Source organism: Pseudomonas sp. PDM26 (genome assembly GCF_019219185.1).
Classification (GTDB): Bacteria; Pseudomonadota; Gammaproteobacteria; order Pseudomonadales; family Pseudomonadaceae; genus Aquipseudomonas.
The window spans coordinates 43185-55259 of the sequence record NZ_JAHUWC010000007.1; the positions used below are offsets into that span (position 1 = coordinate 43185).

General features: G+C 59.9%; 10 protein-coding genes. 2 read left to right on the forward strand and 8 right to left on the reverse strand.

Annotated elements, in window-relative coordinates:
• Nucleotides 1-431: 431 nt before the first annotated feature.
• The gene (gene metR / locus KW849_RS15035) at nucleotides 432-1349 is read right to left on the reverse strand and encodes a transcriptional regulator MetR (protein WP_007985733.1); all 918 of its coding nucleotides are present in this window, start codon (nucleotides 1347-1349) and stop codon (nucleotides 432-434) included.
• Nucleotides 1350-1662: 313 nt separating this feature from the next.
• On the opposite strand from metR, the gene KW849_RS15040 reads away from it, so the two are divergent.
• The gene (locus KW849_RS15040; protein ID WP_218430114.1) at nucleotides 1663-2697 is read left to right on the forward strand and encodes an alpha/beta fold hydrolase; all 1035 of its coding nucleotides are present in this window, start codon (nucleotides 1663-1665) and stop codon (nucleotides 2695-2697) included.
• A gap of 131 nt (nucleotides 2698-2828) precedes the next feature.
• Here the strand turns inward: KW849_RS15040 and KW849_RS15045 are convergent, their stop codons facing one another.
• The 7 genes from KW849_RS15045 to KW849_RS15075 form a co-directional block, all read right to left on the reverse strand.
• Entirely contained in the window at nucleotides 2829-4157 is a 1329-nt protein-coding gene (locus tag KW849_RS15045; protein ID WP_218430115.1) for a sigma-54 dependent transcriptional regulator, read from the reverse strand.
• The gene (locus KW849_RS15050) at nucleotides 4154-6055 is read right to left on the reverse strand and encodes a sensor histidine kinase (RefSeq protein ID WP_218430116.1); all 1902 of its coding nucleotides are present in this window, start codon (nucleotides 6053-6055) and stop codon (nucleotides 4154-4156) included. The genes KW849_RS15045 and KW849_RS15050 overlap by 4 nt, the downstream gene beginning before the upstream one ends.
• Before the next feature lie 221 nt (nucleotides 6056-6276).
• Nucleotides 6277-7011: an amino acid ABC transporter ATP-binding protein gene (locus KW849_RS15055; protein ID WP_007985725.1), complete on the reverse strand. Its 735-nt coding sequence runs from the start codon at nucleotides 7009-7011 to the stop codon at nucleotides 6277-6279.
• Nucleotides 7008-7679: an amino acid ABC transporter permease gene (locus KW849_RS15060; protein ID WP_108216595.1), complete on the reverse strand. Its 672-nt coding sequence runs from the start codon at nucleotides 7677-7679 to the stop codon at nucleotides 7008-7010. Before KW849_RS15060 ends, KW849_RS15055 begins: the two co-directional genes overlap by 4 nt.
• Nucleotides 7679-8425, reverse strand: coding sequence for an amino acid ABC transporter permease (locus tag KW849_RS15065; RefSeq protein WP_108216596.1), 747 nt, complete (start codon nucleotides 8423-8425; stop codon nucleotides 7679-7681). Before KW849_RS15065 ends, KW849_RS15060 begins: the two co-directional genes overlap by 1 nt.
• A 194-nt stretch (nucleotides 8426-8619) precedes the next feature.
• On the reverse strand, nucleotides 8620-9534 hold the full coding sequence (locus KW849_RS15070; protein ID WP_008021031.1) for a glutamate/aspartate ABC transporter substrate-binding protein: 915 nt from the start codon (nucleotides 9532-9534) through the stop codon (nucleotides 8620-8622).
• 277 nt (nucleotides 9535-9811) lie between these two features.
• Nucleotides 9812-11440, reverse strand: coding sequence for a glucan biosynthesis protein D (locus tag KW849_RS15075; RefSeq protein WP_218430117.1), 1629 nt, complete (start codon nucleotides 11438-11440; stop codon nucleotides 9812-9814).
• 417 nt (nucleotides 11441-11857) lie between these two features.
• Here KW849_RS15075 and KW849_RS15080 point away from each other — a divergent pair, with 417 nt between their 5' ends.
• A complete protein-coding gene (locus KW849_RS15080; RefSeq protein ID WP_218430118.1) occupies nucleotides 11858-12043 on the forward strand; it encodes a hypothetical protein in 186 nt (61 codons plus the stop codon).
• Nucleotides 12044-12075: the final 32 nt, after the last annotated feature.

The window sequence follows — 12075 nt, forward strand, 5'->3', positions numbered from 1 at the left end:
CGGCCTCCAAAAAGCGGACGCCCCCGCGCTCCGCGACGACTGCCTGATCGTTTCATTATCGTGCAGACCTGACAGCAGCGTTTGAAGGGACCATTCACTCATCGAACCAAATTCTCCCAAGCAAGGCAGGTAATGTCGGCAGTTGACCGTCATAGACTAACCTCCACCTCTGACGAACGCTCAAATGAAGGGTTGCCATGGGATTGCAATGAGGCAGATTGGCACTCACTCACTCGTTCCACGCGTAAAAAAATACGTGAAAAAAGTTAGATTAGATAAGTGACTGATTTATGGAAGATAAAACACATATAACTGTTAGCAAGGCTCCGGAACCCATGAACTCTGAAGTCACCGCAGATCCCCTGTGGGAACGGGCTTTTGTGGCGATCCGACAAGCCCCCTCGCCACAAAGACCGCATCGTCTGATTGTTTTAGCGAACTGCACTCACCCCATCCAATGTCGAAAACGACGTGTCCTTGGCCGTCAGCAAGAAGTCGCGCATGTACGGTGCATCCAGCATGTCGGCACGGATTGCCGCATACAACGTCGCGAACAGACCTTTCTCACCCAGCCGCTTGGCCTTCACATAACCCCGTGAGCTGTATTCATGCAGTGCCCAATGGGGCATGCCGCACACGCCACGACCGCTGGCCACCAGTTGCATCATCATCACTGTCAGTTCCGAGGTGCGGACCTGGGCCGGTTCGATATCGGCGGGTTCGAGGAAGCGGGTGAAGATGTCCAGCCGGTCCCGTTCCACCGGGTAGGTGATCAAGGTTTCCGGGAGCAAGTCTTCCGGGACGATGTAGGCCTTGCTGGCCAGGCGGTGCTGGTTGGCCACCGCGAGCATCGCTTCATAAGTGAACAGCGGTACATAGGTGATCCCGGCCAGATCCACCGGGTCGGAGGTCACCACCAGGTCCAGATCGCCACGGGCCAGGGCCGGGAGCGGAGCGAAGGAGAAGCCCGAGGCCAGGTCCAGTTCGACTTCCGGCCAGGCGTCGCGGAACTGGTCGATGGTCGGCATCAGCCACTGGAAGCAACTGTGGCATTCGATGGCCATGTGCAAGCGACCGGCGGTGCCACCGGCCAGGCGACTGATGTCGCGCTCGGCGGCGCGCAGCAGCGGCAGGGTGGCGTCGGCCAATTGCAGCAGGCGCAGACCGGCGCTGGTGAAACGCACCGGTTTGGTCTTGCGCACGAACAGCGGCATGCCCATGCGCTCTTCCAGTTCTTTGAACTGGTGAGACAGGGCCGACTGGGTCAGGTGCAGACGATCGGCCGCATCCACCAGGCTGTCGGCTTCGCGCAAGGCGTGCAGGGTCTTGAGGTGACGGATTTCAAGCACCGGCGGGGGCTCCATGAGAAAAACTTGTCGATAAATCGAAAAGGTTGAGTTTGTCTCATGTTGGGTTGGCTGTCGACAGGAGTGCCCTCTTTTACACCGGAGCAAGTTCGCTCCCGTTAGTGATCAATGTTGTTCACAAACTCTGTGATCGACATAAATCTTGTGAGCGAGCCTGCTCGCGGTGAACGATAACGCGGTCCTGAAGACGACCGCCCGGCACTCTTCATCAAACTGTCATGGAACTGTGGCAGCGCGCTTGAACAAACTTCATCAGACTCGCGCTCTACTGGGGTTCTGCGTTTTGGTGTTTTTCATGGGTGCTTCATTCTTTTCACGAATCGTACTGTTGGCCGCGCTGCTGTTCGGCCTGCCGTCCCTGGCGGCTTCGCGTTGTGACGTCAATGTTCCGACAGAACGGGTGGATCTGGCCCAGGTAAGCCTGGCGTACCAGAGTATCGGCCGTGCGTCGGACCCGGCCTTGCTGCTGGTGATGGGCCTGGGCGGGCAGTTGATTCACTGGCCGGACGAGGTGGTGGTCGCCCTGTGCCAGCAGGGGTTCCGGGTGATCCGTTATGACAATCGCGATGTCGGCCTGTCGACCTGGCGGCAAGCACCGGCCGAAGCCAACCTGACCTTCGAAGTGCTGCGCTACAAACTCGGATTGCCGGTGTCGTCGCCATATTCGCTGACCGACATGGCCGATGATGGCCTGGGGCTGATGGACGCCTTGCACATCGATCAATTCCACGTGTTGGGCGCCAGCATGGGCGGGATGATCGCCCAGCACATGGCGGCCATGGCACCGCAACGGATCGAGAGCCTGACCCTGATCATGACCACCTCCGGCGCCGAAGGCTTGCCAGCACCGAGTGCGGCGCTGGTGCAGTTGTTGTCCCGGCGCGGTGCACCGAGCCGCGAAGTGGCCCTGGAGCAACAGGCCGACTTGCTGGCGGCGCTGGGCAGCCCGATGGTCACCGATGATCGTCAGGCGCTGCTGCATCAGGCGGCGCTGTCCTATGACCGGGCGTTCAATCCCGAGGGCGTGAAACGCCAGATCATGGCCATTCTCGCCGAACCGAGCCGGGTGACCCTGCTCAATCAGTTGCGGGTGCCGGCGCTGGTGGTGCATGGCACGGCCGACCCGTTGTTGCCGGTGATGCACGGGGTGCATCTGGCGGCGCATCTGCGAGGCAGCCAATTGATCCTGATTCCGGGCCTGGCCCATCGCTTCCAGGAGGCATTCAAGGCGCCGTTGCTAGGGGCGGTGTTGCCGTATTTGCGCGAGCACCGTGAAGACACCTCGCACTGGGCGCAGATCGAGCCTGTGGCCGATCGCAACCTCCTCTAACCCCTCGATCCCCTGTAGGAGCTGCCGGAGGCTGCGATCTTTTGATTTTCAGGATTCAGATCAAAAGATCCAGATCAAAAGATCGCAGCCTTCGGCAGCTCCTACAGGGGTAGTGGGCGATCAGGTTTTGCTCAATGGCTTAGCCCGTATTTTTTCACTTTGTCGAACAACGTGGTCTTGGCCATGCCCAGTTCCTGGCTGGCCTGGGTCAGGTTGCCGCCGCTGCGTTGCAAGGCATCGCTGAGCAGGTTGCGCTCGAACGCTTCCACCGCTTCGGCAAACGCCAGACCCTGGCTGCCGCCACTGGCACCGGTTTTCTTGAACGCCGGCAGGCCCAGGGCAAAGCGCTCGGCAACGTTGCGCAGTTCACGCACGTTGCCCGGCCAGTCGTGGCTCATCAGGTTCGAAACGGTCTGGTTGTCCAGCTCCGGTACCGCGCGGTCGAAGCGCAGGGACGACAGCTGCAAAAAGTGCTCGAACAGTTGCAGGATGTCCTCACGGCGCTCGCGCAATGGCGGCAGTTCCAGGGTCACCACGTTGAGGCGGTAGTACAGGTCGCTGCGGAATTCGCCGGCCTTGCTCGACTCGACGAGGTCGGATTTGGTCGCCGCGATCACCCGGCAATCCACCGCCACGCTCTGGTTCGAACCGAGGCGTTCGAGGGTGCGTTCCTGCAACACCCGCAGCAGTTTGATCTGCAAGGGCAGAGGCATGCTTTCCACTTCGTCGAGGAACAGTGTGCCGCCGTCTGCGTGTTCGATCTTGCCGATCCGCCGTTTGCCGGCGCCGGTAAAGGCGTTGGCCTCGTGGCCGAAAATTTCGCTTTCGAAGAGGTTCTCCGGCAGGCCGCCGCAGTTCAAGGCGACGAACTGCTTGGTGTGCCGCCGGCTGAAATCATGCAGGCAGCGTGCGACCAACTCCTTGCCGGTGCCGGTCTCGCCTTCGATCAGCACGTTGGCCGAGGTATCGGCGACGTTGGCAATCAGTTCCCGCAGGTTCTGCATGGCCGGCGAGCGTCCGATGATCCGCCCTTCGAGGGAGTCGCGCTCGGCCAGTTGCCGGCGCAGCGACGACACTTCCCGTGCCAGGCTGCGTTGCTCCAGGGCACGGCGGGCCACGTCCACCAGACGCTCAGGGGAGAACGGCTTTTCCATGAAATCGTAGGCGCCTTTCTGCATCGCGCCGACGGCCATGGAGATGTCGCCGTGCCCGGTGATCAGCACCACCGGCAGGCTGCGGTCGCGGGCCTTGAGCCGGGTCAGCAATTCCAGGCCATCGATGCCCGGCAGGCGAATGTCGCTGACGACGATGCCGGCGAAATCGTCGCCGACCCGCTCCAGGGCTTCTTCGGCGCTGCCCACGCCAATGCAGGGAATGTCTTCCAGGGTCAGCGCCTGTTGGCAGCCGAGCAGCACATGGGGGTCGTCTTCGACGATCAATACACTAAGGTCGTTGTTCATATTGGCTCGGCGGGAGTGGGGCTTACCAACGGTAAACTGAGGACGAATGCGGTACCACCGCTGGACGGGTGCTCGACACCCAGGTGACCGCCGGTGGCGGCAGCCAGGCTGGCGGAAAGGGTCAGGCCAAGGCCCAGGCCCTGTTCGCCGGGTTTGGTGGTGAAGAAGGGCTCGAACAGGTGCTTGCGCGCTTCGGCGTCGATGCCATGGCCGTTGTCACGCACGCGCAGGCGGTATTTGCCATCGAACGCTTCGCCTTCGAGCCACAGCTCGGGTTGCGGCTGCGCTTGCATGGCGTCGAGAGCGTTGCCGATGAGGTTGACCAGAATCTGCTCCAGGCGGGTCTGGTCGATCTGCACCTGCACAGCTTCGAAATGGCGGTGCAATTGCAGAGGGGTGTTCTCCACCCGTGCACCGTGCAATTGCAGGGCCGCGTCCACCGCTTTGCCGAGGCAGGCCTGGCCCTTGTCGTCACCGCGCCGGGCGAACGAGCGCAGGCTGGCGGTGATCCGGCCCATGCGGTCGATCAGTTCGTTGATGGTCTTGAGGTTGGTGCTGGCCACGTCGAGCTGGCCACGTTCGAGGAAGCGCACGGTATTGCCGGACAAGGTGCGCAGCGCCGCCAGCGGCTGGTTCAGTTCGTGGGCGATGCTGGTGGACATCTGGCCGATGGCCGCGAGTTTTCCGGCCTGCACCAGTTCATCCTGGGCGCGGCGCAAAGTCTCTTCGGCGAGCCGGCGCTCGCGGATCTGCCCCTTGAGCCGTTCGTTGCTGGCGCGCAGGTCGGTGGTGCGTTCGGTAATCCGACGCTCCAGCTGATTGTTGGCTTCCTGCAAGGCTTCCCGAGCCGCCAGACGTGTGGCGATCACCTTGCGCCGCTCGTTCCAGGCGATCAACAGAAAGGCACAGAGGGCAAACGCCACGGCCACCAGAATCCCCTGGTTGATCGCTTCGCGGCGCAGGTCCTGGAGCGGCGTGAGCAGGGTGAAATTCCACGGCGTATCGCCGAGCGGCCGGGTTTGCGCCAGGTAACTGATGTTTTCATCGTCGGACGCCAGTTCGCTGTTGGCCGGGAACGTGAGTTTTTCCACGCCTTCGGACAGGGTTTCCCTGGCCAGCGGTTGCAGTTCGTTGAGCGGGAACCAGTAGTACTGCAGGCTGCGGGCGAGTTTTTCCTTGGTTTCTTCGCTCAACGGCACCACCGATTTCAAACGCCGAGCCGGATCGCTGGAGAGAATGATGATGCCGTTCTCGTCGCTGACGAAGGCTTCCAGGCGTGCCCGCTGCCAGCGTTCTTCCATGGCTTCCAGGCGTACCTTGACCACGGCGACGCCGATGATCTTGCCGTGTTCTTCCAGGCCATGGGCCAGGTAGTAGCCGGGTTCGCCGTTGGTACTGCCGATGCCGTAGAAGCGCCCGGGCTGACCACGCACGGCGTTCTGGAAATAGGCGCGAAAGGACAGGTCTTCACCCAGGTAACTGTCGACATCGCGCCAGTTGCTGGTGGCCATCACGCGGCCGGTGGTGTCCATCACGTAGATGGCCCGACTGCGGCTGCGCCGGTTCAGGCCTTCGAGGTAATCGTTGACCGTTTGCCGGTGTTCCGGGGTCGGGTCGGCCAGCAACTGCGAAACGCTGGTTTCGAGCTCCAGCAGGCTGGGCAGGTAGGTGTATTTGCTGATTTCGCTTTCGACGGCACGGGCGTGCAGTTCCAGCTGTCGCTGGCCGTTCTCGCCAAGGCTGCGAATGCCATAGTGCTCACTGACCCAGAAGCCGATATAGCCCAGGCCGATCATCATGGCGATGATCAGCGGTGGCAGGAACAAATGACGAATCAGACGGGGTTTCACGGCGAGTGATGGCATTGCTGCGCGATAAAGATTGGGGTCGCATTTCATCACAGATGCCTTGGGTCAACCACAACACTTGATCGTGAGATACCACCGATCGATGTGGGTGAGAAATCTGTGGCGAGGGGGCTTGCCCCCGTTCGGCTGCAAAGCAGTCGTAAACCCATTGCATGCGGTCTGACTTTAAAATACCGGGGCCGCTACGCAGCCCAGCGGGGGCAAGCCCCCTCGCCACAAAAGCCCGCTCCCACAGGGGGAGCGGTGTTTGCTTAGTGCTGCAGAATCTTGTTCAGGAAGTGCTGCGTACGATCCGCACGGGCGTTGATGTCGCCGAAGAACTCCTCTTTCTTGCAGTCTTCGATGATCTTGCCGGCATCCATGAAGATCACCCGGTCCGCCACTTTACGGGCGAAGCCCATTTCGTGGGTCACGCACATCATGGTCATGCCTTCGTGGGCCAGTTGCACCATCACGTCGAGTACTTCGTTGACCATTTCCGGGTCCAGCGCCGAGGTCGGTTCGTCGAACAGCATGACGATCGGGTCCATCGCCAGCGCACGGGCAATCGCCACGCGCTGTTGCTGGCCACCGGACAGTTGGCCGGGGTGCTTGTGGGCGTGAGCCGACAGGCCGACGCGCTCGAGCAGTTGCAGGCCTTTCTTGGTGGCTTCTTCCTTGCTGCGGCCCAGCACCTTGATCTGCGCGATGGTCAGGTTTTCTGTAATGGTCAGGTGCGGGAACAGCTCGAAGTGCTGGAACACCATGCCCACGCGCGAACGCAGCTTCGGCAGGTTGGTCTTCGGGTCGGCGATGGAGGTGCCGTCGACCACGATGTCGCCTTTCTGGAACGGTTCCAGGGCGTTGACGCACTTGATCAGGGTCGATTTGCCGGAACCGGATGGCCCGCACACCACGATCACTTCGCCTTTTTTGACCTCGGTGCTGCAATCAGTCAGTACCTGGAAGTCCCCATACCACTTGTTGATGCTTTTGATAGAGATCATACGGCGAACCTTTTTTGCAGACGCTTGACCAGCCGCGAGGCGGCAAAGCTGATGATGAAGTACACGAGACCGGCGAAAACCAGGAACTCATTGGAGCGGCCAATGATGTCGCCACTGGCACGCGAAGCATTGAGGAAGTCCACCAGGCCGACGGCGTAGACCAGCGAGGTGTCCTGAAACAGGATGATGCTCTGTTGTAGCAACAGTGGGGTCATCTTGCGGAATGCCTGCGGCAGGATGATCAGGCGCATCATCTGGCCATAAGTCATGCCCAGCGCCTGGGCAGCGCCCATTTGGCCCTTGGGAATCGACTGCACACCAGCGCGGACGATTTCGCAGAAGTATGCCGCTTCGAACATCATGAAGGCCACGATGCAGGAGGCGAACGCGCCGATCGGTGTGTCTTCGCCGGTGATCCAGCGCAGCACGAACGGCACCGCCAGGTAGAACCAGGTGATGACCAGCAGCAACGGGATCGAACGGAAATAGTTGACGTAGGCGCCCGCGATGTTCGACAGCACTTTGCTGTGGGACAGACGCATCAATGCCAGGATGGTGCCGAGGATGATCCCGCCGACCACGCCCATGGCCATCAGCTTGAGGGTCATGATCATGCCGTTCCACAGGCCCGGCAGGGACGGGATGATGCCCGAGAAGTCGAATTCCATCATTTACCCCCTACGGAAATCAGGCCCGGCACGGCGACTTTCTTCTCGACCATGCGCATCAGCAGCATCAGGCTCATGTTCAGGGTGAAGTAGATCAGCGTGGCCAGGGTGAAGGCTTCGAACAGGTTGGCGGAAAACTCGGCAGTCTGTTTGGTCTGCGCGAGCAATTCCATCAAGCCGATCAGCGAGGCCACGGACGTGTTCTTGAAGACGTTCAAGAATTCCGAGGTAAGCGGCGGAATGATGATCCGGTAGGCCTGGGGCAGCAGCACGTTCCAGTAGATCTGCGGCAGCTTGAAACCCATGGCGCGGGCCGCGGATTCCTGGCCTTTTGGCAGGGCCTGGATACCGGTGCGCACCTGTTCGCAAACGCGAGCCGTGGTGAACAGGCCCAGGCACACGACGACGCTGAGGAACGCCGAGGTGGTCGGGTTCAGATCCTGCTTGTACCACTCTTGCAGGTCTGCCGGCAGCAGGTCGGGTACCAGGAAGTACCAGATGAACAGCTGCACCAGCAGCGGCACGTTACGGAAGAGTTCGACGTAGCAGGTGGCGATGCCCGATACGATGCGGTTCGGCACGGTACGCATGACGCCCAGGATCGAGCCCAGTGTCAGGGCGATGATCCAGGCCGCGATGGCGATGCCGATGGTCCAGCCCAAACCGGTCACGTACCAGTCGAAATAGGTCTCGCTGCCCACGCCGGTGGACTTGAAGAACACGCCCCAGTCCCAATTGTAATTCATTAGGGTCTCCCCTCAGTTCAATCGATGTACAAGTGCCCGCCTGGGGGAAGCTCCGTTCCCGCCTGTCCTTGAGGGACAGGCACACGCGCCCGGCTCGACAGCCACCGGTTCGAGTGTTTCCAAAAAATGCCAGCAGGAAGTGACCACCTCCTGAAAGGGCATATGCCCTCTCAGGAGATAAGGTTAGTCAGAAATCAGGATTTCTTGTCGTCAGCCGCTTTATCGGTCGGATTGGCGATCAGGGCCTTGAGCTCGTTGCTCATCGGGAAATTCAGGTTCAGGCCTTTTGGCGGGATTGGCTGCATGAACCATTTTTCGTAGATCTTGTTGATCTCGCCCGATGCGTAGGTGGCCTTGATGGCGTCATCCACAGCCTTTTTGAACGGCTCGTCGCCTTTGCGCACCATGCAACCGTAGATTTCGTAGGACTGCGGAGTACCGGTCACTGCCCAGTCTTTCGCATTCTTGGCCTTGGCTGCTTCACCTGCCAGCAGGGCGTCGTCCATCATGAAAGCCACGGCACGGCCGGTTTCCAGCATCTGGAAGGATTCACCATGGTCTTTGGCGGAGATGACGTTCATGCCCATCTGCTTGTCGGCGTTCATCGACTTGAGGATGCGCTCGGACGTGGTGCCGGCGGTGGTCACGACGTTTTTGCCGGCCAGGTCAGGGAAATCCTTGTACTTGGAGTCTGCCTTGGACAGCAGGCGAGTACCGATTTCGAAGATGCCAACGGAGAAGTCAACTTGCTGCTGACGCTCGACGTTGTTGGTGGTGGAACCGCACTCCAGGTCCACGGTGCCGTTCTGCACCAGCGGGATACGGGTTTGCGAAGTCACCAGGTTGTACTTGACCTGCAGGTTTGGCATGTCGAGGTCTTTTTTCAGCGCTTCGACGACTTTCAGCTGGATGTCGTGGGAGTAGCCGACCGGTTTGCCGGAAGCATCCGCAATGTAGGAGAACGGAATGGAAGCGTCACGATGCCCGAGGGTGATGACACCGGACTCTTTGATCTTCTTCAGGGTGCCGGTGAGTTCGGCGGCGAAAACTGGCGTGCTGATCAGAGCGGCAGCAATGGCTGCGCCCAGGATGTGGGGAACGATGCGCATCAAATTTTCCTCGACATTGTTTTTTTTATGGAGCCAGTTCATCGGCCCTTTTGTGCTGCAAATCACCTGAGCGCTACTGAGAGAAGGCGCAAAGGACATTCGTCGAAGAAGTGTAGAGCATGACTCGTGCCAGACCAGTGCCAATAGGTCATGCTATTGATTTATAAGGAAATTAAATATTTATGGCGCGAATGTTGAGGCTGGATGATCCGGTTAACCGAACTGACCCGCAGGTCGCGTTCGGAAAACCGAATGGCGGTCGGGTGCTACTTGGTCGTCACGGATATTTGCGCTTGTCGGGAGCTGGCGGGAAGTACTGATACAACCAGGTTTCGCTCAGCGTGCGGTCGTTGGTGCGGATGAACAGGCGCAGCTCGACAGGTTCCACGCTGTCATTGGTCGGGTACCAGTCAAACAGGATGCGGTAGCCCTTGATGTCATCGAGCTTGAGCACGCTGAAATCCTTGACCTCGCCGTTCGAGCAAGTGACCACCGGCTCGATGCCCGCAGCTTCAGGCAAGCGGTCCAGGCCGCCGCCGGTGAAGTCCACGGCAAAACGACGGGCCCAGACTGGCGGGTAATGCTCGCCCGGCGCCCAGCCTTCGGTGAATCCGCCCATGCCTGAACGGGTCGCATTGACTCGCGCCAGCGGAGTGCCGACCGGTGGCAGTGCGCTCCAGTAGAGTTTGTAGCCGTAGTTCAACGAATCCCCCGCAGCCACTGGTTTCTTCGGGGTCCAGAAGGCGACGATGTTGTCCATGGTTTCGCCGGTGGTCGGAATCTCCAGCAGATCGATCGAGCCTTCGCCCCATGGGGTGGTCGGTTCGACCCACAGGCTCGGGCGGCGGCTGTACCAGTCGACGGTATCCTGATAGCTGGCGAACTCGTGGTCGGTCTGTACCAGGCCAAAACCTTTCGGGTCCTTGTCGGCGAAAGCATTGAATTGCAGGGTCGCCGGGTTATTCAGCGGGCGGCAGATCCACTCGCCGTTGCCGCGCCACATGGCCAGGCGATCGGAGTCATGGATTTGCGGGTGAATGGTGTCGCACATCCGGCGTTCGTGGGTGCCGCAACTGAACATGCTGGTCATCGGCGCGATGCCCAGTTGGTCGATGGCGGTGCGTGCGTTGACGTGGGCATCGATCTCCATCACCACGCGTTCGGCCTGGCAGTCGATATCGAAGCGGTAGGCACCGGTGGCACTCGGCGAGTCGAGCAGGGCGTAGACCACGAAGCGGGTGCTGTCCTTGCCCGGCGTCTCGAACCAGAACTTGGTGAAGTCGGGGAATTCTTCGCGCTTTTTGGCGTAGGTGTCGATGGCCAGCCCGCGGGCCGACAAACCGTACTGGCCGGTGGCGTCCACCGCACGGAAGTAACTGGCGCCCAGGAAGGACACGACGTCGTGCTTGTCCAGTTCCGGGGCCTTGAACAACTTGAAGCCGGAGAAACCCAAATCGCCCTTGAGCTGTGCGGTGTCGACCGTGGTGTTTTCATAGTTGAACAGCGGCGGGCGGAAATGCACCTCTCGCGCCTGTCGGGTCTTGGGGTCGACGCTGTACATGCGCACCGGCTGCTTGAACCCCATGCCGACGTGGAAAAACTGCACATCCAGCTGGCCGTTCAGGTCATTCCACAAAGAGTGCCTGGCGTCGTAGCGGATCGCATTGAAGTTCTGCGGCGTCATGCTCGCCAGGGTCGGCGGCAACTGTTGCTTGGTGTCCTGGTAGCGATGGCTGGCGAGCTGTTTGGCCTGGAGCTTCAGCGCCTCGAAATCGAACGCGGTGGCCTCGCCGTCAGCGGTGCCGCCGCTGGAGGCCCAGGCCTGGGCCGCCATCAGGCCGGTGGCGGACAAACCGGTGTAGGCCGCGATGGCCATGGAGGCTTTGAGCAAGTTCCTGCGGTGCATAAATACAACCTGTCGTGAACAATCCCGTGCCGTTCCTGGCACGTGCTGGATCAGAAATATCGGTTCGGACATGCCTTCGGCCAAACGCAACGGACTTTTATACAGAGGCCGGATAGCTTAAACCGTTCGATTGCAGAGCTGAATTGATTGATGGCACGGCGCTAGCCCGGCAATGAAACAAGACATGTCGGGAAACAATTCCGACAGTGGTTTCTGATTTAGAGGGCATTTCTGCTTTTTTCGACTAATTACTCTAAAAATTGCTTTTCAGCGCCCGGAATATTTCTATTCTGTGCACATGACCGGTTTATGCCCTTCGGACCGGTGCGGTTCAGTGGGCACCCAGCGGCTGCTGAAAAAGGGATAGGGCGATGCGGTTTTTGCAGTTTCTTTGACGTCTAGAGAAGGACATCGTCCATGTCGAAAGTACAGAACATCACTGAAATGTTGGGAATCTTTCCTTGCCTGGCTAGCGGGCGTCGAAGACGTCGGCTCAATAGCGAGGAAATGAAACTGGTGGAACGCTATCGGGAGCTGTCGGAGAGCGACAGGATTGCGATGAGGTATCTGGTGGATGCGATGCGGAGTGTTTCGCGGTTTTGAAGAAGGCGGGTATTCAGTCGCGGCTGAGTGAT